Annotated in this window: 22 protein-coding genes and 2 tRNA genes; 7 read left to right on the top strand and 17 right to left on the bottom strand. The window is 63.5% G+C overall.

Annotation, left to right across the window (positions count from 1 at the left end; all coding sequences use genetic code 11):
* Positions 1 to 20: 20 nt before the first annotated feature.
* Entirely contained in the window at positions 21 to 662 is a 642-nt protein-coding gene (locus DFO47_RS17270) for an aminodeoxychorismate/anthranilate synthase component II (RefSeq protein WP_018762795.1), read from the bottom strand.
* Positions 663 to 831: 169 nt separating this feature from the next.
* Positions 832 to 1,626 (bottom strand): class E sortase, encoded by a 795-nt coding sequence (locus DFO47_RS17265; protein ID WP_018762797.1) that lies wholly within the window; start codon positions 1,624 to 1,626, stop codon positions 832 to 834.
* A 173-nt stretch (positions 1,627 to 1,799) separates the two neighbouring features.
* On the opposite strand from DFO47_RS17265, the gene DFO47_RS17260 reads away from it, so the two are divergent.
* Positions 1,800 to 2,051, top strand: coding sequence for a cell division protein CrgA (locus DFO47_RS17260; RefSeq protein ID WP_018762798.1), 252 nt, complete (start codon positions 1,800 to 1,802; stop codon positions 2,049 to 2,051).
* Positions 2,052 to 2,085: 34 nt separating this feature from the next.
* Complete coding sequence (locus tag DFO47_RS17255; RefSeq protein ID WP_109044856.1) at positions 2,086 to 2,691, top strand: DNA-3-methyladenine glycosylase I; 606 nt, start codon at positions 2,086 to 2,088, stop codon at positions 2,689 to 2,691.
* A gap of 189 nt (positions 2,692 to 2,880) precedes the next feature.
* On the opposite strand, the gene DFO47_RS17250 is transcribed toward DFO47_RS17255, so the two are convergent.
* The 3 genes from DFO47_RS17250 to DFO47_RS17240 all read right to left on the bottom strand — a co-directional run bounded on the left by DFO47_RS17250 (position 2,881) and on the right by DFO47_RS17240 (position 5,321).
* Entirely contained in the window at positions 2,881 to 3,348 is a 468-nt protein-coding gene (locus DFO47_RS17250; RefSeq protein ID WP_133832427.1) for a carboxymuconolactone decarboxylase family protein, read from the bottom strand.
* 539 nt (positions 3,349 to 3,887) lie between these two features.
* Positions 3,888 to 4,766, bottom strand: coding sequence for a rhomboid family intramembrane serine protease (locus DFO47_RS17245; protein ID WP_109044855.1), 879 nt, complete (start codon positions 4,764 to 4,766; stop codon positions 3,888 to 3,890).
* 9 nt (positions 4,767 to 4,775) lie between these two features.
* Positions 4,776 to 5,321 carry a peptidylprolyl isomerase gene (locus DFO47_RS17240; RefSeq protein WP_018762802.1) on the bottom strand — a complete coding sequence of 182 codons (546 nt, stop codon included), beginning with the start codon at positions 5,319 to 5,321 and terminating at the stop codon, positions 4,776 to 4,778.
* Positions 5,322 to 5,476: 155 nt separating this feature from the next.
* Between DFO47_RS17240 and DFO47_RS17235 the strand changes: the two genes are divergently transcribed.
* Both DFO47_RS17235 and DFO47_RS17230 read left to right on the top strand, forming a co-directional pair.
* Entirely contained in the window at positions 5,477 to 6,463 is a 987-nt protein-coding gene (locus DFO47_RS17235) for a hypothetical protein (protein ID WP_133832426.1), read from the top strand.
* Positions 6,464 to 6,575: 112 nt separating this feature from the next.
* Positions 6,576 to 7,451 (top strand): glycosyltransferase family 2 protein, encoded by an 876-nt coding sequence (locus DFO47_RS17230; RefSeq protein ID WP_026264874.1) that lies wholly within the window; start codon positions 6,576 to 6,578, stop codon positions 7,449 to 7,451.
* Between the two features lie 24 nt (positions 7,452 to 7,475).
* Here the strand turns inward: DFO47_RS17230 and DFO47_RS17225 are convergent, their stop codons facing one another.
* The 12 genes from DFO47_RS17225 to dnaA form a co-directional block, all read right to left on the bottom strand.
* A complete protein-coding gene (locus tag DFO47_RS17225) occupies positions 7,476 to 8,417 on the bottom strand; it encodes a DMT family transporter (RefSeq protein WP_133832425.1) in 942 nt (313 codons plus the stop codon).
* Between the two features lie 82 nt (positions 8,418 to 8,499).
* A tRNA-Ala gene (locus DFO47_RS17220) sits at positions 8,500 to 8,575 on the bottom strand.
* A 71-nt stretch (positions 8,576 to 8,646) separates the two neighbouring features.
* Positions 8,647 to 8,763 (bottom strand): DLW-39 family protein, encoded by a 117-nt coding sequence (locus DFO47_RS21355; RefSeq protein WP_240617712.1) that lies wholly within the window; start codon positions 8,761 to 8,763, stop codon positions 8,647 to 8,649.
* A gap of 71 nt (positions 8,764 to 8,834) precedes the next feature.
* Positions 8,835 to 8,908: transfer RNA gene (locus DFO47_RS17215), tRNA-Ile, on the bottom strand.
* Positions 8,909 to 9,005: 97 nt separating this feature from the next.
* Positions 9,006 to 9,668, bottom strand: a complete 663-nt coding sequence (locus DFO47_RS17210) for a DUF3566 domain-containing protein (protein WP_026264877.1) — start codon at positions 9,666 to 9,668, stop codon at positions 9,006 to 9,008.
* Positions 9,661 to 12,339 carry a DNA gyrase subunit A gene (gene gyrA / locus DFO47_RS17205; RefSeq protein WP_109044851.1) on the bottom strand — a complete coding sequence of 893 codons (2,679 nt, stop codon included), beginning with the start codon at positions 12,337 to 12,339 and terminating at the stop codon, positions 9,661 to 9,663. The genes DFO47_RS17210 and gyrA overlap by 8 nt, the downstream gene beginning before the upstream one ends.
* Positions 12,340 to 12,394: 55 nt before the next feature.
* On the bottom strand, positions 12,395 to 14,482 hold the full coding sequence (gyrB, locus tag DFO47_RS17200) for a DNA topoisomerase (ATP-hydrolyzing) subunit B (protein WP_133832424.1): 2,088 nt from the start codon (positions 14,480 to 14,482) through the stop codon (positions 12,395 to 12,397).
* Positions 14,483 to 14,860: 378 nt separating this feature from the next.
* Complete coding sequence (locus tag DFO47_RS17195) at positions 14,861 to 15,415, bottom strand: DciA family protein (protein WP_018762810.1); 555 nt, start codon at positions 15,413 to 15,415, stop codon at positions 14,861 to 14,863.
* A complete protein-coding gene (gene recF / locus DFO47_RS17190) occupies positions 15,405 to 16,610 on the bottom strand; it encodes a DNA replication/repair protein RecF (protein ID WP_018762811.1) in 1,206 nt (401 codons plus the stop codon). The genes DFO47_RS17195 and recF overlap by 11 nt, the downstream gene beginning before the upstream one ends.
* 45 nt (positions 16,611 to 16,655) lie before the next feature.
* Positions 16,656 to 17,540 (bottom strand): phosphogluconate dehydrogenase (NAD(+)-dependent, decarboxylating), encoded by an 885-nt coding sequence (gene gnd, locus DFO47_RS17185; protein ID WP_133832423.1) that lies wholly within the window; start codon positions 17,538 to 17,540, stop codon positions 16,656 to 16,658.
* 106 nt (positions 17,541 to 17,646) lie between these two features.
* Positions 17,647 to 18,771 carry a DNA polymerase III subunit beta gene (dnaN, locus tag DFO47_RS17180; protein WP_133832422.1) on the bottom strand — a complete coding sequence of 375 codons (1,125 nt, stop codon included), beginning with the start codon at positions 18,769 to 18,771 and terminating at the stop codon, positions 17,647 to 17,649.
* 537 nt (positions 18,772 to 19,308) lie between these two features.
* A complete protein-coding gene (gene dnaA / locus DFO47_RS17175) occupies positions 19,309 to 20,730 on the bottom strand; it encodes a chromosomal replication initiator protein DnaA (protein WP_018762814.1) in 1,422 nt (473 codons plus the stop codon).
* A 466-nt stretch (positions 20,731 to 21,196) separates the two neighbouring features.
* Here dnaA and rpmH point away from each other — a divergent pair, with 466 nt between their 5' ends.
* Genes rpmH through yidD form a run of 3 tightly spaced genes read left to right on the top strand, consistent with a single transcriptional unit; the run spans position 21,197 to position 22,170 of the window.
* Complete coding sequence (rpmH, locus tag DFO47_RS17170) at positions 21,197 to 21,334, top strand: 50S ribosomal protein L34 (RefSeq protein WP_003800212.1); 138 nt, start codon at positions 21,197 to 21,199, stop codon at positions 21,332 to 21,334.
* A 40-nt stretch (positions 21,335 to 21,374) separates the two neighbouring features.
* Positions 21,375 to 21,785 (top strand): ribonuclease P protein component, encoded by a 411-nt coding sequence (rnpA, locus tag DFO47_RS17165; protein ID WP_081624186.1) that lies wholly within the window; start codon positions 21,375 to 21,377, stop codon positions 21,783 to 21,785.
* Positions 21,778 to 22,170: a membrane protein insertion efficiency factor YidD gene (gene yidD, locus DFO47_RS17160; RefSeq protein ID WP_018762815.1), complete on the top strand. Its 393-nt coding sequence runs from the start codon at positions 21,778 to 21,780 to the stop codon at positions 22,168 to 22,170. Before rnpA ends, yidD begins: the two co-directional genes overlap by 8 nt.
* The last annotated feature ends 4 nt before the right edge of the window (positions 22,171 to 22,174 follow it).

Here is a 22,174-nt window from a genome sequence, read left to right as displayed (position 1 = left end):
AGCGCCGTCCGGCGGTCCGGTTAGTGCTGGATAAGTGGGCTTAGCTTGGCCGCACGCGCCGCGGCGCCCTTCATGCCCAGGGACTCAAGCCAGTTGCCAAGCATCTGGTATCCGCCCTCGGTGAGGACCGATTCCGGATGGAACTGGACGCCGCAAAGCGGTGCGGTCTTGTGCTGCAGTCCCATCACCACCCCGGACGCGGTTTGTGCCGTGACCTCCAGGACGTCGGGAATGGATTCCCGGACCGCCGCCAGCGAGTGGTAGCGGGTGGCCGTGATGGGGGAGGGGAGGCCGGCGAACACGCTGGTGCCGCTGTGCTCCACCTGCGAGGTCTTGCCATGCATCAACTCCGGGGCATGGGTGACCGTGCCTCCGAACGCCTCCGCCAGTGCCTGGTGGCCCAGGCACACACCGAACATCGGCACGCCGTGTTCACCGCACCACTTGATCAGCTCGATGCAGACGCCTGCCTCGGCGGGGTTGCCGGGGCCGGGTGAAATCAAAACGCCGTCCCGGGCCCCGGCGAGTTCGATCGCCTCGGCCAGGGTGACGTCGTCGTTGCGGACCACCGTGGTTTCGGCGCCGAGCTCCTGGAGGTAACCCACCAGGGTGTAGACAAAGCTGTCGTAGTTATCCACTACGAGGATCTTGGTTGTGGTCATGGCTGGTCTGCTGAACCAATCGTCGAGTCGGTGAATTGGGTGAAGTGGGACATCCAGGGGAACAGGAACTGGACCATCAATACCAGGGCAAGGGCGACCAGTACCAATGAGAAAACAATCCTCAGCCAGAGCGGACCAGGGAGGTGGCGGAATATCCAGGCGTACATGCTCAGCCTTTCCCTGTGGCGGCTGCAACCTGTGCCGCGATCTCGGCCGGCGGGCCGGCGGACGCCGGACGCCAGCTGTCCAGCAGGGCATAGGCAATGATGCGTTCTTCGGCGCCGAAGCGGGGGTTGCAGCTGGTCATGGTGAGGTAACTTTCCGTGGGTGCCACACCGGGTTGGGTGGGTACCGGTTCCAGGACGTCGGTGCGCGACGGCAGCACGATCTGGTTGTTGCGAAAAACGTAGACATAGAAGCCGTCCCTGGTCTGGACGTAGATCTTGTCCCCCGGCACCAGGGTATGGATGTTGTCCAGCACCGCGCCGTGCGTCTGGCGGTGGCCGGCGACCGCGAAGTTGCCCACCGCACCGGGCATGGCCGTGTTGCTGTAGTGTCCCAGCCCCAAGGTGTCCAGCACATCCTGGCTGGTCCCCTGGACAATCGGACGGGTGTAGGTGGCTCCGAACCGGGGGATGTACATGATGCCGATCGTGCCGGCGTGGCCCGGGGCGGTACCCACTACTGGCGTGCCGAAATCCTGCCCGCCTGCCGGTGGCGCGGCGGGTGCCGTTGCTGCCGGGGACGGCGCAGCGGTGCTGAGGTCCTGGGCAAATTCCTTGATGACCTGGCTCTGCTTGGCGTCTGATTCAACGTTGGTCCACCACAGCTGCCACGCCACGAAGAGCAGGAGGATGATGCCGGCGGTGATCAACAGTTCACCGATGACCTGGATGGTTCCACGTAGCAGGGAGCCACGGCGGGCGGGCGGGGCCACGGGCCCGGCCTTCTCCTGCAATACCACGCGTTCTCCTCCGGGCGTCCACCCAGGGCACCGGGTGCCCATCAACTGCGGCTAGAATTGGCTGCTAGTAAGAATCCAGATTTGACCAAGATCGCGCAGACCGCTGGCAATTTCCTTCTTGCAGGATATCAAGCCCGGGCCGCCGAGCTTGCCCAGCCTGCCAAGGAGAGCCAGTGCCCGAGTCGAAACCTCGCAAGAAGACTGCCAGCACCGCCCAGCCGGCTTCCACCGATTCATACAAGCCCAACCCCGTCTGGTTCAAGCCGGTGATGTTCGGCCTGATGATCATCGGACTCTTCTGGATCATCACGTTCTACATCAGTGAGGGACGTTTTCCGGTCCAGGCGTGGCAGTCGTGGAACATCGTGGCAGGCTTCGGCATTGCCATCGTGGGGTTCCTGATGACCACCCGCTGGCGTTCCTGACGCGTTCGCAACGCTACTTTCGAGGAGGATCCCCCTGTCTCCCGATTCCGCCGGCGTGATCATTGGCGACGACGGCCTGGCCCGGCCCGCGTGGGCATCCACGGATCCGTTGATGCGCGCGTACTACGACCAGGAGTGGGGGCTGCCCGTCACTGACGAGCAGGGCCTCTACGAACGTATCTGCCTGGAGGGATTCCAGGCCGGGCTCTCGTGGGCCACCATCCTGCGCAAGCGTCCCGGCTTCCGTGCCGCCTTTGCCGGTTTCGATCCCGACGCCGTGGCCTTGTTCGGCGATGCGGACGTGGAACGGCTGATGCGGGACCCGGGCATCGTCAGGAACCGCCTGAAGATCCACGCCGCGGTCAAGAACGCCCGGGCCACCGTGGAGCTTCGAAACGACGGCGGGCTGGTGGACTTTGTCTGGAGTTTCCGCCCGGCGAGCACCCCGCGTCCCCGAGTAGCGTCGGACATTCCCACCCAATCGGCGGAGTCGGTCGCATTGTCCAAGGCGTTACGGAAACGGGGCTTCTCGTTCGTTGGCCCCACCACCATGTTCGCCCTGATGGAAGCCGTGGGAATAGTGGACACGCACCTCCTGGCGAGCCACCGTCGCGGTTCCTCCGGGATCTGGGCCGAGTAGCGCCGCGCCGCGTCGGCTGTCCGCAGCTGTTGGCAAGGTTATCCACAGTGTGGATAACCTTTGTGGCATCGTGCCTCCGAGGTCTCCTGTGGCGCGTTGCTGCCCGACCGGCCGAAATTTGCCCGCAAGATGTGGTTATTAACAGTGTGGAATACCTGTGGATAACCAGCGTTGCGGCCGGACCCGTCATTACGGACGGCTGCGCCTGACGGGGTGGTGGCTGGTGATGGAAACCCGATTGAAGGCATTCATGGTGACAGCCACCCAGCTCACCGCGGAGAATTCCTCCGCCGTGAGGCACTGCCTTGCATAGGCTTCTTCACTCTCGCGCGATTCCTGGTCGGGGAGTTCCGTAATGCTTTCCACCAATGCCAGCGCAGCCCTTTCCTTGTCCGTGAACAGGGCCGTTTCCCGCCATGCCGGCAGCACCGCGAGCCGCTGTGGACTTTCACCTGCCTCAGCGGCCTTCCGCACGTGCAGGTCCAGGCAGTAGGCGCAGCCGTTGATCTGCGAGATCCGTACATTGAGGAGCTCCCGCAGGCCAGCGCCCAAGCCGGCGGCTTCCGCTGCTTCCTGCACCTTCAGTCCGAGGCCGCTGATCGCCCTCCACAGAGCCGGGTGCTGCTTGTCGAGGTACAGGTGCTCGGTGGCGCTCACGGGAGTCCTTCAAGGTAGTACGGCTGGGCAAGGCACCATCATAGGCAGAGGCGCCTGAGGGGCCGACGACGCGGTTATGCACTTAACAACATCCCGATACCCACAAGTTATCCACAACTGTGGGTAACCCCGTGGAAATCACAGGCGGTTGGGCGGTCTGGCCTACTCGCACCACGGATCCAGCGCGGGAAACTACAGGGTTGTTACTTATTAACAGTGTGCATAACGCTGTCGATAAGTCCGGGTATTGCCTTCTATTGGCGCGCTCGGGGGGTGCTTTGCGGGCAGTTGTCCACATGTTGGTCCTGGATCGTCCGCTTATCCACTTACGCACACCCCTATCCCCACAGGTTATCCACAGGTGTGGAGAAATCGCGGATATCCGGGGCCGAGAAGTAAATCGCTAGCCACTGTCCGGGAAACGGCGCCTGAACTACACCCCTGTAAGTTACCAACACTGTGGATAAGGCCTGTGGAAAAGACGAATGCCCGGCACCTGTGGTGCCGGGCATTCAGGGGTGCTTCTGGACCGCGGGGAGTTACAGGGAGACCCGCAACCATGTCAGGGCAACAAGCAGGGCCACCACCGCGGCGAGCCCTGCGGCCTGGATGAGGCCCTGCCGGCGTCCCCGCGGGGTATAGGCGAGGACGGCTGCACAAAGCCCGCCGGTGACCAGTCCGCCCAAGTGGGCCTGCCAGGCGATTTGGGGGACCAGGAAGCCGATGACACCGTTGATGGCAATCAGGACCCACAGCTGGCGGGTATCGCCTCCGCGCTGGCGCTGGACCAGCAGCATGGCGCCGAAGAGGCCGAAGATCGCTCCGGACGCCCCAACCACCCCGAAGAGTTGCTGGCCGGGAACATAAAGCGGTGTCAGCAGCAGGTACCCCACGGAACCGCCCAAGGCCGAAATAACGAACAGCGCAAGGAACCGCAGGCGGCCCAGGATTGGTTCCAGGGCCTGGCCGAAGATCCACAGCGTGTACATGTTAAGCAGAATGTGGAGGAGGTTGTCCGGCGAGTGCAGGAATGCCGAAGTGAGCATCCGCCATGGTTCGAACTCGTTGTACTTCGGTTCTGCGTAGATGTTGGCAAAGGCCAAGGCCCGGTAGACGCCTTCATTGGGAATGACGAACTGCAGGACCTGGAGAAGCGCGCAGACCGCAATGATGGCAAACGTCACCATCGGCCTGCCGGTGGCCACGGCCCCGCCGTAGACCGTCCGGACTTCGGGCGTCGTCCGCCGGGTTTCGTTGACGCAGTCAACGCACTGGAATCCGACGGCGGCCGCCCGCTGGCAGTCCGGGCACGCCGGGCGTCCGCAACGCTGGCAGCGCACATAGGAGGGCCGGTCCGGATGCCGGGGGCAGACCGGAACCTGCGCGGACGGCTCAGCCGACGGAATTCCGTAACTCATGCTGTGGTGTTAAAGCTGTTCGATGTCGATGCTGTTGATGGTGACGTCCTCCACGGGGCGGTCACCCATGCCGGTGCGGACACCCTCGATAGCGTCGACGACCTTCTTGGACTCCTCGTCCGCCACCTCACCGAAGATGGTGTGCTTGCCCTGCAGCCAGTCCGTGGGAATGGTGGTGATGAAGAACTGTGAACCGTTGGTGCCTTTGCCCATCTGGATGCCGGCGTTGGCCATGGCGAGCTTGTAGGGCTGGTTGAAGCTCAGTTCCGGGTGGATTTCGTCATCGAAGCGGTAGCCGGGGCCACCGGTTCCGCGGCCCAGGGGATCGCCGGCCTGAACCATGAAGTCCTTGATGATGCGGTGGAAGATGGTTCCGTTGTACAGCGGAGTGCCGGTCTTGTCCTCACCGGTTTCCGGGTGGGTCCAGGCCTGCTCGCCGGTGGCAAGGCCAACGAAGTTCTTGACCGTCTTGGGCGCGTGGTTCCCGAAGAGGTTAACCACGATGTCGCCGAGGCTGGTGTGGATGGTTGCTTTTGCAGTTGCGATGGCAGTCATAAGCCTCATTCTTCCATGTCCCCTATGGGCGGCAACGGCTGCGGCAGCAGTTCCGCGCTGGGTGAAATCGGCCTAAAATCCGCAGAGTGAATAGCCCGGGGTGGTCCGGGCACGTAGGCTAGCGACAGAACCGTCACATTAATCGGGAGGTAGTTGTGAAGAAATCGGATCGTATTGCCCGTGACCTTGAGCAGTCGGTCACCAGTGCGGTGGAAAATGCCAAGGACTGGGCGGCCCCCCGGGTGGAAGCAGCGGTGGATTGGGCTGTCCCGCGGCTCCAGCACAGCCTGGATACCGCATCTCCCAAAATCCAGGAAGGCCTGAAGACCGCAGCTCACAACTTGGCTGACGGTGTTGCCACCGTGACGCCCAGGATCCAGGACGGACTGGCCCAGTTGGCGCCGAAGATCAACGACGTCGTGGAAAACGCATCACCCAAGCTTCACGACGCCCTGGACAAGGCAACGCCGGTGGTCTTGAACGCCCGTGACCGCGTGGTGGTGGACTACCTGCCCAAGCTCTCCGACCAGATCGGCGTGGCCTCGGAGGCCGTTCACCGCACCCTTGAAGGCGCACCTGCCCGCGTCGACGCCGTCGCCCAGAAGCTTGGCGACGCGGGAATTGTGCACGCCATCCAGGAACAGGCACAGGCCACCGGTACGCAGCTCAAGGCCGCCGCAACCGAGGCTGGCCGCAGCGTCGGTATCCAGCTGTCCCAGCCCGAGCCCAAGAAGAAGCGCGGCTGGCTGGTCTTTGGCGTGATTGCCGCCGCAGTGGCCGCGGGCGTTGCCGCGTGGAAGGCTTCCAAGCCCGTGGAGGACCCCTGGAAGACTCCGTCGCCGGTTACCCCCACGCCTGCCCCGGTGCCGGCCACCACCGTCAGCGAGGTCAAGGAACACGTGGCTGACGCCGCAGGTAAGGCTGCAGACGCCGCAGGTTCCGCAGCCTCCGCCGTCGCGGACAAGGCAGCGGACGCCGCCGAAGCGGTCAAGGACAAGGCTGCAGACGCCGCTGACAAGGCCAAGCACGTGGCCGACGACGCGGCCGACAAAGCACCCACCGCCGCAACTGACGCCAAGACGGCTACCAAGAACATCGCGTCGAACATCGGCAACGACGTCAAGGGCACCACCGAGGCCTAGTCCTTCGCCGCGCACAAGGGGTTCCGTTTTGAACGGGGCCCCTTTTGTGTGCCCGCGGAAGCTCATGGGCCACGCCGCGGCAGGACACGGCCCGGATGCTAGATTTGATCTGATGTCAGCCGATCGATCCTCTGGGGATGCCTTGAACGACGCAGCCGAACAGCTCCGCGTGTCCATCGTTATCCCGGCGTACAACGAGGAAAGCGTTATCAGGCAGTGCCTCATCGCTGCCATCTACCAGTCGGTTCCCGCCCACGAAATCATCGTGGTGGACAACCTCTCGAGCGACCGCACTGCCGCGATCGTCAGCCAGATGCAGCTCGAATACCCGGAAAGCCCCATTATCCTGCTCAGCCAGGACCTGGAGCAGGGCCTGATCCCCACCAGGAACTTCGGGCTCGACCACGCCACGGGGGATGTCCTCGGGCGGATCGACGCGGATTCCATCGTCGAACCCGACTGGGTGGAGCAGGTCCAGAAGGCCTTTGCAGATCCCGTCGTCCAGGCCGCAACGGGGCCGGTGGTGTATTACGACATGCCCATGCGCCGTTTTGGGCTCAAAGCGGACGACAAAATGCGCCAGCTCATGCTGAAGCTGGCCAAGCACCAGTACCACTTCCTGTTCGGCTCCAACATGGCCCTGCGTGCCAGTGCCTGGGAAACCATTCGGGCCGAGACCTGCCGGGACGAGAAAGACGAGATGCACGAGGACATCGATTTGTCCCTGCACCTTGCCGACCATGAACTGCCGGTCCGCTACTGGCCGCAGATGGTGTCTGGCATGTCCGCACGCCGGCTTGAGGACTCTCCGCGGGACTACCGCTACTACGTCACCCGCTTCGATCGGACCTACAAAGCCCACAACGTGCGCAAAATGGCATTGAAGGCCCCCATGGTGGTCTTCTTTTCGGTGTATTTCCCGGCAAAGCTCCTGCGGGCCATCCACACCGTCAACACCGCCCAGCCCGTCCGCCGCGGCGGACAGTAAGGCCCGGCGGCGGCAGGCTTCCTGTCAGTCCGTTCCCAGTTCCGCCAACGGACGGCCCGACGGCGGTTCCTCCCCGGGCGGCAGTGGCCGCTTCCCTGCCCTTCCGGACCGTTGCCCCAGGACGACGACGGCGAGTCCCGCCAGGATGAGGCCCAGCCCGGCATACGTGCCAGCCGGAAGGGTCTCGTGCAGGAAGACGGCGGCCAGCAGTGCGGCCCCGGGAATTTCCAGCAGGATGATCATGGAGACGATGAGGGGACTCATGGTGGCCAGCAGGTGGTTGAACGCCGTATGGCCCACCAACTGCGCGCAGACGGTGATGGCCGCGATGCCCAGCCACCCTGCCGGCTCGAACCCGGCCAGGGGCTGGCCGGCCGCCAGGGCCAGCACCGCCACGAGGACCGCGCACATCCCGTAGCAGAGTGTGGTGTACGTCCCCGTGGTCATGCTCTGCCGGGCCTTGCCGCCTGCCAGCGTGTAGAGCCCCGCCAGCGCGCCGCCGGCCATCGCCAGCAGGTCTCCGGTCAGTGCCTGCGAAGAGGTTCCCAGGTCGAAGCCGGTAATGGCGACAACACCGCCGAAGGCAATCCCCAGTCCAGCGAGGACCTGCCAGCGGTGTCGGGTTCCGCGGACGAGCTGGAAGACGGCAATCCAGCCGGACTGCAGGCACACCAGGGCTGTGGCGGCCGCAACGGAGGTCAGTTGCAGCGAAGTGATGAAGCAGGCGAAGTGCAGGGCGAGGGCGACGGCGGCCAGCAGGGACCAGCGGAACTCGCGGGCCGTGATGCTGCCGAACTTGCGGGGCTCCCGGATGAGCGTGGGGGCAGCCATGACCACGGAACCGATGGCGTTGCGCCAAAAGGCAATGGCGAGGGCGCTGACGCTCGTGGCGCCCAGGGTTGCGGCGATCAAGGGGCCTGACGAGGCGACGCCGAGGACACCCAGGGCCGCGAAGAAGAAGTTCAATGGATACCCCCTGGAGCCGTCCCCGGAGGGAAAGGAGAACAAAAAGTCCCGGCCGGCGTTTCCGCTGACCGGGACTTTCCTATGGTGGAGGCACGGGGACTCGAACCCCGAACCCCCTGCTTGCAAAGCAGGTGCGCTACCAATTGCGCCATGCCCCCATAAGAAGCAACCCGTCCATCATACCCCAGGAACCGCGAGGCCTTGACGGCTTCCGTACCTGGCGCCCAAGCTAGTCAACCGTATCGGTTGACTTGCTCCAGACTGTTTTCCGGGCTTCGGATTCCTGTGCTTTACGGAAGACCAGAAAGCCTGCGATTGCCGCTGCGAGTACCAGCAACTTCTTCACATGCTCCCCGTTCCGGCCGGGTACCGGATGCATCCGGACCAAACCTCCGTTTGAAACCTGCACAGGTTCCGTGGGCGTACCAGGACTTGAACCTGGGACCTCTTCGTTATCAGCGAAGCGCTCTAACCGCCTGAGCTATACGCCCCGATGCCTCATCGGGCCGAGATATGACTTTACAGCACATCCCGGCCCGATCTCAAATCGGGCATTTCCACCGGATTACCCCCGGTGAAACCGGGTTCTTAATCGTCCGTCAAGGTGACGCCGATTCCACCCACCAGCGTGGCGGAAATGTTGTAGAGGACGGCGGAGAGCATGGACAGCGCCGTCAGCAGGACAACGTTGACCACAGCGATGATGGTGGCGAATGAGGCCACCTGCCCCAGCGATGCCACCTTCTTCAGTTCGAAGCCGCCGCTTTCGGAGCCGGCGAGCGTTCCCAGCAGGCTGTCCACCTGGTCGAAGATTCCGGTCAGGTCCAGCACCGTCCACAAGACGATTGCTGCCACCACGGTGACGATGCCAAGTGCCACCGAGAGCAGGAATGCCATCTTCAGTACGGACCAGGGGTCCACCTTGCTGATCAGCAGCCGGGCCCGCCGTACCTTTGCCTTCGGCGCGGGCTTCACCAGGCCGGGATTACCCTGTCCCTGGGCCGGCCGCTGGCCGGAGGCTGCAGGGCGCTGGCCCGGCTGACCCTGGAAGGGCCGCTGGCCGGGCTGCGCGGGGCGGTCGCCCTGCTGCGGGCGCTGGCCCGGAACCGCGGGACGCTGGCCCGGGGCACCTGCGGCCGCTGCCGGTCGCTGCTGCGGACGGACGGGGGCGTTCACGCGGGGCGCCGCTGAAGGCCGGTTCCCGTCAGGAACAGTGCTGTTCGGCTTGGGAAATGAGTCGGAATTACTCACTCGTTACCTCCGTGTTGTCTTCGTTCGGCTCAGCGTCGCCCGAGGCGTCCTCTGACTCAACGGCCGGTGATTCTTCTGCCATTGCTGGCTCGGCGGAATCCCCAGCGGGACCGCCATCTTCAGCCAACGTTACGTCATCCTCAGCGGATTCATCGTCCTCGAGGCCCCGTTCGCTGTTACGCGCCACCTCGATAATCCGGTCATTCTTGTCCGGCTTGGCGAAGATGACGCCCATCGTGTCACGACCCTTGGCCGGAACACCGGCCACGGAGGACCGGACCACCTTGCCGCCCTCCATGACCACCAGGACTTCATCCTCTTCCTGGACGATGAGGGCTCCCACGAGGTGGCCGCGTTCTTCCTGGTATTTGCCTACCTTGATGCCGAGACCGCCACGGCCCTGGAGGCGGTATTCCTCCACCGCCGTGCGCTTGGCGTACCCGCCTTCCGTCACGATGAAGACGAACGAGCCGTCAGTCACCACGTCGGCGGCCAGCAGTTCGTCGTCCTCGCGGAACTTCATCCCGGTAACGCCGGAGGTTGCCCGGCCCATGGGTCGCAGGGCGTCGTCCGTAGCGGTGAAGCGGATGGACTGGCCCATGCGGGAGACCAGGAAGAGGTCGTCTGTTTCCGAGACGAGCTGCGCCGACACCAGTTCGTCGCCGTCGCGCAGGTTGATCGCAATGACGCCGGCGGAACGGTTGGTGTCGTAGTCCTCGAGCCTGGTCTTCTTCACCAGGCCCCGCTTGGTGGCGAGCACCAGGTACGGCGCCTGCTGGTAGTCCTTCAGGTCCAGCACCTGGGCAATGTGTTCGTCAGGCTGGAATGCGAGCAGGTTGGCAACGTGCTGGCCCTTGGCGTCCCGGCCCGCTTCCATGAGCTCGTACGCCTTGGCACGGTATACACGGCCGAGGTTGGTGAAGAAGAGCAGCCAGTGGTGCGTTGTGGTGACGAAGAAGTGTTCCACGACGTCGTCGCCGCGAAGCTGGGCACCCTTGATGCCTTTGCCGCCGCGCTGTTGTGAGCGGTAGTTGTCACTGCGCGTGCGCTTGACGTAGCCGCCGCGGGTAATGGTGACCACCATCTCCTCTTCGGGGATCAGGTCTTCCATGGACATATCGCCATCGAAGCCCATGAGGATCTTGGTGCGGCGGTCGTCGCCGTGCTTGTCCACGATTTCGGCCAGCTCGACGCTGATGATCTCGCGCTGGCGCTGTTCGGAGGCCAGGATCGCGTTGTATTCGGCGATCAGGGCCTCGAGCTCGGTGTGCCGGTCCTGGATCTTTTGGCGTTCCAGGGCGGCGAGGCGGCGCAGCTGCATGTCCAGGATGGCGCGGGCCTGCAGCTCGTCGATATCAAGCAGTTCCATCAACCCGTCGCGTGCGGCTTCGGTGGTGTTCGAGGCACGAATCAGGGCGATGACTTCGTCGAGCATATCCAGTGCCTTCAGCAGGGCACGGAGGATATGGGCTTCCTCCTCGGCCTTGCGCAGGCGGTACCGGGTTCGGCGTGCAATGACGTCCATTTGGTGCGTCACCCAGTGCCGGATGAAGGCATCCAGGCTGAGTGTCCGGGGCACGCCGTCAACGATGGCCAGCATGTTGGCGGAGAAGTTGCTCTGCAGCTCGGTGTGCTTGTAGAGGTTGTTCAGCACCACCTTGGGTACGGCGTCGCGCTTCAACACGATCACCAGGCGCTGGCCGGTGCGGCCGGAGGTTTCATCGCGGAGGTCCGCGATGCCGGAGATTTTGCCGTCCTTGACCAATTCGGCGATCTTGATGGCCAGGTTGTCAGGGTTGGCCTGGTAGGGCAGTTCCGTGACCACCAGGCAGGTGCGTCCCTGGAGTTCCTCCACCGCAACCACTGCACGCATGGTGACGGAACCGCGGCCGGTCCGGTAGGCGTCTTCGATGCCCTTGTGTCCCAGGATGGTGGCACCCGTGGGGAAATCCGGGCCCTTGACCCGCAGCAGCAGTTCTTCGAGGAGTTCCTCGCGGGTTGCGCCGGGGTTGGCCAGGTACCACTGGACCCCATCCGCCACTTCCCGCAGGTTGTGCGGCGGGATGTTGGTGGCCATGCCGACCGCAATGCCGGAGGATCCGTTCACCAGCAGGTTGGGGAACCTGGCGGGCAGGATGGTGGGTTCCTGGTTCTTGCCGTCGTAGTTGTCCTGGAAATCGACGGTTTCCTCGTCGATGTCGCGGACCATTTCCATGGCCAGGGGCGCCATCTTGGTCTCGGTGTACCGGGGTGCGGCGGCACCGTCGTTGCCTGGTGAACCGAAGTTCCCCTGCCCGAGCGCCAGCGGATAGCGCATGGTCCAGTCCTGGATCAACCGGACCAGGGCATCGTAGATGGCAGTGTCGCCATGCGGGTGGTACTGGCCCATGACTTCGCCCACCACGCGGGCGCACTTGTTGAAGGAACGGTCGGGGCGGTATCCGCCGTCGAACATCGCGTAGAGCACGCGGCGGTGGACGGGCTTGAGGCCGTCGCGGACGTCCGGGAGGGCGCGCCCTACGATGACGGCCATGGCGTAGTCCAGGTAGGAACGCTGCATTTCCGTCTGCAGGTCCACCTGTTCAACGCGGTCGATCAGCACGTCGCCTTCAAGAACGGTGTCCGGTTCTCCGGCCTCGGGGGCGGGAATCTCGGGGGTTTCGTCGCTCATTCTTTATTTTCCGTTTCAGGTATATGTCTGGTTCCGAATACTTTGGAGCGGGTCCTTAGATGTCCAGGAACCTGACGTCCTTGGCGTTCTGCTGAATGAAGTTGCGCCGTGACTCCACGTCTTCGCCCATGAGGACGGAGAAGATCTGGTCGGCGGCGAGGGCGTCATCCATGGTCACCTGCAGCAGGGTGCGGTGGTCAGGGTCCATGGTGGTATCCCAGAGTTCGGTGTAGTCCATCTCGCCCAGGCCCTTGTAGCGCTGGATGCCGTTGTCCTTCGGGATGCGGCGTCCAGCCGCTTGGCCAGCCACCAGTTTGGCGTCGCGTTCGCGGTCGCTGTACACGTAGTCGTGCGGCGCGTTGGACCATTTGATCCGGTACAGCGGCGGTTGCGCCAGGTAGACGTAGCCGTTCTCGATCAGGGGACGCATGTAGCGGAACAGCAAGGTCATCAGCAAGGTGGTGATGTGCTGGCCGTCCACATCGGCATCGGCCATGAGGACGATTTTGTGGTACCGAAGTTTGGCGAGGTCGAAGTCCTCGCCAATCCCGGTGCCGAACGCGGTGATCATGGACTGGACCTCCGCGTTGCCCAGAGCCTTGTCCAGGCGGGCACGTTCCACGTTCAGGATCTTGCCGCGCAGGGGCAGGATGGCCTGTGTTTCGGGGTTGCGGCCGCGCTTGGCGGAACCGCCGGCGGAGTCGCCCTCCACGATGTAGACCTCGCACTTTTCCGGGTCCTTGGAGGAGCAGTCGGAAAGCTTGCCCGGCATGCCGAACGATTCCAGCGGGCTCTTGCGCCGGGCGTTGTCGCGGGCCTTCCGCGCGGCCATGCGTGCCTGGGCCGCCGAAATGGCCTTGCGGATGACGTCACGGGCGGGGCCGGGGTTGCGCTCCAGCCAGTCACCCAGGCCGTCGGTGACCACGCGCTGGACGAATCCCTTGACCTCGGAGTTGCCCAGCTTCGTCTTGGTCTGGCCTTCGAACTGCGGCTCCGCCAGCTTGACGGAAATGACGGCCGTGAGGCCCTCGCGGATGTCGTCGCCCGTGAGGTTGTCGTCCTTTTCCTTGATGATGCCCTTTTCCCGGGCATACCGGTTTATCAGGGACGTCAGTGCGGCACGGAAGCCTTCTTCGTGGGTGCCGCCCTCGTGGGTGTTGATGGTGTTGGCGTAGGTGTGCACGCTCTCGGAGTAGGCACTGGTCCACTGCATCGCCATTTCCAGGGCAATCCGGCGTTCGGTGTCCTCGGTTTCGAAGGCGATGACGTCCTCGTGGACCACCTCCACCTTCTTGCCCGAGTTCAGGTGCTTGACGTAATCCAGCAGGCCTTCGTCGTACTGGTACACCACGGTTCGGTGTTCGGCGCTGATCTCACCGTCGGTGCTGAGGTCGTCAAGGTCGAGGTCGCCGTCGGCTTCATCACCTTCGGCGGCACGCTCATCCGTCAACGTTATGCGCAGGCCCTTGTTGAGGAAGGCCATCTGCTGGAAACGGGCGCGGAGGGTCTCGAAGTCGAACTCGGTGGTTTCAAAGATCGCCGGGTCCGGATAGAAGGTCTGGGTGGTGCCGGTGGCATCGGTCTCTTCACCTTGGACCAGGCTGCCCTGCGGCTTGCCTCCGTCGGCGAAGGACATCCGCCAGACGTGGCCCTGGCGCCGTACCTCGGTGTCCACCCTGCTGGAGAGGGCGTTGACCACGGAAATGCCCACACCGTGCAGGCCGCCGGAGACCGCGTAGCCGCCGCCACCGAACTTGCCGCCGGCGTGCAGGATGGTCATGACCACCTCGACGGTGGGCTTGTGCTCGGTGGGGTGCATGTCCACCGGGATTCCGCGGCCGTCGTCGACAACTTTGACGCCGCCGTCGGCCTGCAGGACCACTTCGATATGGCTGCAGTAACCGGCGAGTGCCTCATCCACGGAGTTGTCCACCACCTCATAGACCAGGTGGTGGAGTCCTCGGGGACCCGTGGAACCGATATACATGCCCGGGCGCTTGCGGACAGCTTCGAGGCCTTCAAGGACAGTGATGTCGCTGGCACCGTACTCCCTTGGGCTGGCAGACGCAGCCGGGGTGTCAGGGGTACGGCCATCCTCGACCGCTGTATCTGCTGCCAGAATATCTGTATTGTCGTTAGCCACAGGCGCTGCGACTCCTCTGTTCTCGATGATGGCCGGCTGATTTCTTTTCGCAGGGAAAAGTGACCCGCCAACAGGCACAAACTTATGGCGCCGGTGACTCGATGACGGTCGGTGATCCGCGCTCTGCGTGCGGGACGCGCGCGGAGAACGGACTGAAGTCAACGTTTCATCCGCGCCCAGTTATCTCGGTCAATTCTACCGCGAACACGCCCAGATCCTCGCATTCCAAGGCCGTGGGCGGATGGTGAATGTGCCTGTGCGAGGCTCTTGACCCCGCCTAGGACGGCCCGGTGTTATGCCCTCCGGGTGCCCATACACGCCGCGGCCCTTCCTGGCCTCTATACGCCTTTGGGCGAAGTTTCAAGAGCTGCGGCCCGGCTATCCGTAGGTGTCCCGCGGACCACGCCCGTTGACACTGCGTCCACCCTTGCGCCAGCTGGGCGCTGTGGGGCCGAGGACCTGGATCCTGGTGACCACGCCGTCGCCCAGTTCCCGGCGGAATTTCTCCAGCAAGCTGGTGCTCAGCAGCCTGAGCTGGGTGGCCCAGGCCGTGGAGTCACACCGAACGTGCAGGGTGGTGTCGGTGAAGCTTTCGGGTGTGCAGTGGGCTGAAATCTCCGGGCCCACCAAGGTGGCCCACTCCGCCATGACGGAACCCACCGCTACCGGGGAGGTCCAGCCGCGTTCTGCAACCAGCCGCCCAACCACTTTGCCCAGGCCGAGCGGGTCCCGGCCGGTGGCATGAAACTGGCTGAAGCCCCGGGTGTCACGGATACTGCCCTTGGCTTTTTGCGAACCGGGCCGGGGCGCCTTCCTGCGGACTTCGCCGCGGGCGGCAGCCGCCTCCCGCATCCGGTTCAGCGCTGCTTGCGGGGCATCGATGTGGTCAGGTTCGCGGCCGGGCTGCAGCCCGGCATCCTCGTCACTGCTCATCGATTCCTCCCGGGATGACCTTCACCCGCCGTCCGGACAGCTCTTCCGGAATATCGGCGTCGACGGCGGCGGTCACCAGGACCTGTTCCGCGCCGGAGACTATAGCCGCCAGTTTACGCCGCCGCTGGACATCGAGTTCGGCAAAGACGTCGTCCAGGATGAGGATGGGGGCGGACCCGCCGGTGCGGGCGTCATCGAGCATGACGTAGTACGACGCCAACCGCAGGGAGAGGCACATGGACCAGGTCTCCCCGTGCGAGGCATATCCCTTCGCGGGTGCCTGTCCAAGGATGAGCTCCAGCTCGTCGCGGTGCGGGCCGACGAGCGAGATGCCACGTTCCAGTTCTTTCTTCCGTGATTCCGCGAAAGCCTGGATGTAGCGCTCCGTCAGCTGTTCGACACTGAGCAAGCGCAGGTCCTCCTGCGCGGCGGACGAAGCCCCGGCCGTGGTGCGCTGGGCATGTGCGGCCGGGACACCGTCGTCGTCCATCTGGTTCTGGAGGGTCGAACGGTACAGGGCATCGGCGGGCTTGGAAGCATCCGTCAGCTCGGCGTAAGCGCGGGCGAGGTGCGGGCGGAGCCGTTCCACCAGTTCCAGCCGTGCGTGCAGCAGCTGTGCTCCGGCACGGGCCATGTGCTGGTCCCAAACATCCAGGGTGGCTTCATGGGCAGTCGTGAACCGTCCGGCCCGCGCTGATTTCAGCAGGGCGTTGCGTTGCTTCAGGACGCGGTCGTAATCGCTGCGGGTGGCTGCATGATGCGGAATGAGGCTGGCGAGCAGTTCGTCCAGGAAGCGCCGGCGGTTGGCGGGATCCCCCTTGACCAATGCCAGGTCCTCGGGAGCAAACAGGACGGTCTGGCAGATGCCCAGCAGGTCGCGGGCGCGGACCGGGTTGCTGCGATTGATCCGGCCGCGGTTGGCCCGGCCGGCATTGATTTCCAGCTCCAGCACCGTGGTCTGCTCTCCGCGGACCAAACGGGCCCGGACCAAGGCGCGCTCCGTGCCGAACCGGAGCAAGGGGCCATCGGAACTGACCCGGTGGGAGCTGAGCGTGGCCAGGTAGCCGATGGCCTCCATCAGATTGGTTTTGCCGATGCCGTTGTATCCCACCAGGACGGTAACGCCCGGGCCGAGGCTGAGGTCAACCTGGGCGTAGCTGCGGAAGTCCGTCAGGGAAAGATGTTCAAGATACACGCGGTGGTCGGCAATTCTGGAACCGGTGGCGGCTCCTGGTGGATGCTACTTGGCGGGACGGGTTGCATGGCCACCGAACTGGTGGCGCAGCGCAGAAACCATCTTCATCGCGGGGGACGTGTCCTCCCGGGAAGCAAAACGGGCAAACAGGGCGGCCGTGATGGCCGGGGCCGGAACCGCATTGGCGATGGCCTCTTCAACTGTCCAGCGGCCCTCACCCGAATCCTCCACGTAGTCGTCGATGGACTCCAGGCCTGGATCTTCATCCAAGGCTTTGACCATGAGGTCCAGCAGCCAGGAACGGACCACGGTTCCCTTTTGCCAAGCGCGGAACGTGCCCGGCAGGTCCGTGACGATGTCCTTGGCGGCAAGCAGTTCGTACCCTTCGGCGTACGCCTGCATCAGGCCGTATTCGATCCCGTTGTGGACCATCTTGGCGTAGTGGCCGGCGCCGATTCCGCCAACGTGGACAAAGCTGTCAGCCCTGTCGCCCTCAGGCCGCAGGGCATCAAAAACCGGCATGGCGCGTTCAATGTCACCGGCGTCACCGCCTGCCATCAGGCCGTAGCCGTTCTGCAGGCCCCAAACCCCGCCGGACACCCCGCAGTCGGCGAACCGGATGCCCTTGGCGGCAAGCACCTCACCATGTTTCTGGTCTTCCGTGAACCGCGAGTTTCCACCGTCGATCACAAGGTCGCCGGGCTCGAGTTTGCCGGCCAATTCGGTGATGACGGCGTCTGTCACGGGGCCGGCCGGGACCATGACCCAGATGACCCTCGGCGCCGGGACGGCGGCGATCAGGTCATCGACGCTTGCGGCATCCGTGACATCGGGATTCCGGTCATAGCCGGTGACCTCCACGCCGCCCTTGCGCAGGCGTTCACGCATGTTGAAACCCATTTTGCCGAGGCCAATCAGTCCAATGTGCACGGTAAGACTCTTTTCTGCGCTGGTGTGTGAAGGCTGGGAGCCGATGGGTGGACCCACGCCGCCCGGGTTCCCTGGCCGAGCTTGCGAGGCAAGGCGGCGGTGGGGACTAGTTGGGCAGGCGGACAGGCATCACCAGGTAGCGGTAATCATCCTGGTCTTCGCCGTCGGCATCTGCCTGCGCCGTGATCATGGCGGGCTTGGGTGCCGTGGTGAACGAGAACCGGACGAATTTCGTCTCGATGACACTGAGGCCCTCAATCAGGTAGTGCGGGTTGAAGGCCACGGTGATGTCCTCGCCGGACAGTTGCGCTTCAAGCTCCTCCGACGCCTGGGCGTCCTCGCCGGTCCCGGCATCAAGGTTGAGCAGTCCGCTGCTGAATGCCAGGCGGACCGGAGTGTTGCGTTCGGCGACAAGTGAGACGCGGCGGACGGCTTCCACCAGCTCTTGGGTTTGCACCGTGGCATGGATCGGTGTGGATTCCGGGAACAGGGACCGGATCTTCGGGTAATCGCCATCCACCAGCAGGGACGTGGTGGTGCGGCCGCCGCTTTCGAATCCGATCAGCCGGCTGTCATCGTCGGAGAGGGCAAGGTTGATGTCGCCGCTGTTGCCGAGGGTTTTGGCCACTTCGTTGAGGGTTTTGGCCTTCACCAGCGCGCTCGTGGAGATTCCCGGAGTCACAGGCTTCCACGGCACTTCGCGCATGGCCAGCCTGTACCGGTCGGTGGCAAGGAGGGTGATCAGGTCATCCTCGATTTCCATCCGCACGCCCGTGAGGATGGGCAAGGTGTCGTCCTTGCTGGCGGCGATGATCACCTGGGAAACAGCCTGCGCGAAAGCGTCCCCGGGAACGGTGCCGCTGATGGCGGGAACGGCAGGCAGCGGCGGGTACTCGGCTTCCGGCATAGTGGCCAGGTGGAAGCTGCTTCGACGGCAGGTGAGTGTGACTTTGTTGCCGTCGGTTTCAACGTCCACCGGGGCCGAGGGGAGGCTGCGGCAGATGTCCGCAAGCAGCCGGCCGGAAACCAGGATGGTTCCTTCGTCCCTGATATCGGCGGCGATTTCCAGCCGTGCGGATGTTTCGTAGTCAAAGCTCGAGAGGCTGACCGTTCCCGCTTCGGCCTTCAGGAGCAGGCCGGAAAGGACGGGAACCGGCGGCCGCGGAGACAACGAGCGGGCTGTCCAGGTGACGGCTTCGGCCAGGACGTCCCGATCGACTCTGAACTTCACGGAAGGGTGCCGCCTTTCATTGCTGCTGCCATGTAAACCCGGGAACTTCGCAGTGAAACTCCGGAAGATGTTGTGCGCGCCGCGGCCGGTGCATGGTCCGTGCAGACGGAAACCACACAAAACCCAGGGATGGGAGCGCTGCTGACAGCTTAGCCGGAAGATCCGCGATTAACCCATCCCCAAGCACCCGGCCCGGCCCTTCCAGGGGCCGGAGGGCCCGCCAGGTGGAGGTGCCGATGGATCTTGTTGTTTGAGGGAATTCAATTTTTTGGGATTCGTAGTGTTAATAACTGCTGTGGAAACTGTGGATAACCCGATCTTGGCCCACGTTTCCGGGGTTAAGCCCTGTTCACGGACTGTGCGTTACCTGGGTTTTAAACAGGGTGTGGATGGGGACAACCCAAAGAGGCATTTTTGATGATCCACAGACGGCTTAAGGGTTTTAAGCCCATTAAGCGCGCTTGTCCCCTTAAGTATCCACAGGCTTATCCACATGCCCCTGTTAATAAGGTATAGAGTGCGTGGCCCGGTGTGGATTCAGGAGTCGCGCTGCTGCTGCTTGATCCGGTTGGTCAGTTCCGTCACCTGGTTGTAAATCACACGGCGTTCGGCCATCAGCTCACGGATCTTGCGGTCGGCATGGATCACTGTGGTGTGGTCGCGGCCGCCGAGTTCCTGGCCGATCTTGGGGAGCGACATGTCCGTCAGTTCCCGGCAGAGGTACATGGCGATCTGGCGGGCGGTGACAAGGGTCCGGGTGCGGGACTTGCTGCAGAGCTCTTCCATGCTGAGCTTGAAGTAGTCAGCGGTCTGCTGGAGGATCTGCGCTGACGTGATTTCCTGTGCACCGTCGTCAGTGATCAGGTCCTTGAGGACCATTTCCGCAAGCGCAACATCCACCGGCTGCCGGTTGAGGCTGGCGAAGGCGGTGACGCGGATCAGGGCGCCCTCAAGTTCGCGGATGTTGCTGGAAATCTTCGACGCGATGTACTCCAGGGCGTCATCAGGTGCCGACAGTCCCTCGCTGAGCGCCTTTTTCCGCAAAATTGCGATGCGCGTTTCGAGTTCCGGCGGCTGGATGTCTGTCAGCAGTCCCCATTCGAACCGCGACTTCATCCGGTCTTCGAACCCGGCGAGCAGCTTGGGCGGCTGGTCCGAGGTGATGACCACCTGTTTGTTGTTGTTGTGCAGCGAATTGAACGTGTGGAAGAACTCCTCCAGCGTGCGGTCCTTGCCGGCCAGGAACTGGATGTCATCGATCAGCAGGACGTCCACGTTGCGGTACGTGGTTTTGAAGCTGGCGCCTTCGTCGTCCCGGATGGAGTTGATGAAGTCGTTGGTGAATTCTTCGGAGTTGACGTACCGGACCCGGATCCCGCTGTAGAGCCGGCGGGCGTAGTGCCCGATGGCGTGCAGGAGGTGCGTTTTGCCGAGGCCGGAGTCGCCGTAGATGAACAGCGGGTTGTAGGCCTTGGCGGGTGCCTCGGCAACGGCGACGGCGGCTGCGTGGGCAAATCGGTTGGAGGAACCAATGACGAACGTGTCGAAGACGTACTTGGGGTTCAGCCGGCCGAATTCATGCGACGTGCTGGGCAGCATGGGCTGCGGCTTTTGTTCGATCAGCTGGTCCGGCGCGAACGCAGGCTCGACGACGGGTTCGGGCTCTTCGTGGATGGGCACCAGATCGGTGTCGACGTCGATGGCGCAGCGGATGTCCTCGGAGAAGACATTGTGCAGAGCATCGTCCAGGGCGTCCTTGACCTGGGTCTGGAGCACTTCGCGGGTGAGCTCGTTGGGGACGGCCACCAGGAGGGTGGAGCCGATCAGGCCTTGGGCCTGGGCGAGGATGACGAAACCCCGCTGGCGCGGTGAAACACGGTGGTCCTGTTCCAGCAGGCTGACAACCCGGCGCCAGGAACTTCCGACAGTATTGGCGTGGTTGGCTTCGTCTACTGTCATCAATCGGTTCCCTCAAAACTTGCTATGCCTGCATTGCCTGCAGCCCAAGTCCGGAACCAGGCTGCTGGCCCAACTTAATCCACAGGGTTATGCACAGTCCGTGGATAATCGGCTACTGGGACACTCTAGGGGATCAAAAGCCTAGAAGATAGCTGGCTATCCGGCTGTGGATAATTACACGGTTGTGGTTCCTTGGAGGCCCCTGTGAGCCACTTCATCCACAGCCTGTTGGGATACTTAGGCACAGCTGGGGATAGCACCGCAGGGCCCTCCCGGTTTGACTCGGGGCCTCGAATTGCCCTAACGTTGTGAAGTCCTTTGTGTCCGCTTTTTGGCCCCATCTGAACTTCCAGGCGCAGTGCGCTTGGACAGCCGGGGGAAGCGTGCATATACAAAACTTAGCGTCGGCCAGTTCTTCCCCATATTGATCGGGTGGGCGCACCTTTGATCCACTGGAGTAACTAACGTGAGCAAGCGGACTTTTCAGCCGAATAACCGCCGTCGAGCCAAGAAGCACGGCTTCCGCCTTCGTATGCGTACCCGTGCCGGCCGCGCCATCCTGGCAGCCCGTCGTGGCAAGGGCCGCACCGAGCTTTCGGCCTAAATAACTGACTTGTCGGTAGACATCCCTTTGCGAGTTTAAGGTGCTGGCCGCCCGCAACCGCCTGAGGACTGCAACCGATTTTTCAATAACCGTACGTTCCGGTGTCCGCAATGGACGCCGGAACGTAGTGTTATATGCGGCAGCCATCGCTGCCGACGAACCCAGCCGGATCGGGTTCATTGTTTCCAAGAGTGTAGGGAACGCCGTGGTCAGGAACCTCGTTAAGAGGAGACTGAGGGAAGCGGCTGCCGCCTCACTGAGTGAACACGCAACTGGACTCGCCATCGTGGTGCGGGCACTGCCCGCCTCCGCGTCTGCCAGTTGGGATCAACTGCTGGCGGATTACAACGCAGCACTGGAAACAACGCAGAACCGGCTGGCCGGACGGCCACCACGGCCTGCCGCCAAAGGTTCGGCCGGTACAACACGGGAGGGGACAACGCGTGCCTAGCACCACTGCCGCCGTCGCCCGCATCCGGAACGTGACCGCCGCCGTCGCAAAGTTCCTCTGGAACCTGCCCCGGAACATCCTCATTCTCTTGCTGATGGCCTACCGCAAGGTGGTTTCTCCCTTGTACGGCCCCGTCTGCCGATTCTTCCCTTCATGCTCGGCCTATGCCCTTGAAGCGGTCACCGTACACGGCGCTGTGAAGGGAAGCTGGCTCGCAGTCAGGCGCCTTGGCCACTGCCACCCATGGAATGCCGGCGGAGTGGACCACGTCCCCGCCGGCGGCCGGGAATGGCCTGCGGGCCGAACCCCCACAATTGTTGTGCTGAACAATCCGGACCGGTACCTGGTTGCTCGGACTGATGAAGAAGGCCGCAGTGCGGCCTGACGAA

It is taken from the genome of Arthrobacter sp. AG258 (assembly GCF_004364695.1).
Taxonomy (GTDB): Bacteria; Actinomycetota; Actinomycetes; order Actinomycetales; family Micrococcaceae; genus Arthrobacter.
Note: the sequence above shows the minus strand (reverse complement) of the source record. Positions and strands in the feature narration are given on the sequence as shown.

Excerpts from the sequence above, each read along its gene's own strand:
- DFO47_RS17270 (WP_018762795.1), bottom strand. The coding sequence starts at position 662 with ATGACCACAACCAAGATCCTCGTAGTGGATAACTACGACAGCTTTGTC.
- DFO47_RS17245 (WP_109044855.1), bottom strand. The coding sequence starts at position 4,766 with ATGAGTTACGGAATTCCGTCGGCTGAGCCGTCCGCGCAGGTTCCGGTC.
- DFO47_RS17240 (WP_018762802.1), bottom strand. The coding sequence starts at position 5,321 with ATGACTGCCATCGCAACTGCAAAAGCAACCATCCACACCAGCCTCGGC.
- DFO47_RS17230 (WP_026264874.1), top strand. The coding sequence starts at position 6,576 with ATGTCAGCCGATCGATCCTCTGGGGATGCCTTGAACGACGCAGCCGAA.
- gyrA (WP_109044851.1), bottom strand. The coding sequence starts at position 12,339 with ATGAGCGACGAAACCCCCGAGATTCCCGCCCCCGAGGCCGGAGAACCG.
- DFO47_RS17195 (WP_018762810.1), bottom strand. The coding sequence starts at position 15,415 with ATGAGCAGTGACGAGGATGCCGGGCTGCAGCCCGGCCGCGAACCTGAC.
- dnaA (WP_018762814.1), bottom strand. The coding sequence starts at position 20,730 with ATGACAGTAGACGAAGCCAACCACGCCAATACTGTCGGAAGTTCCTGG.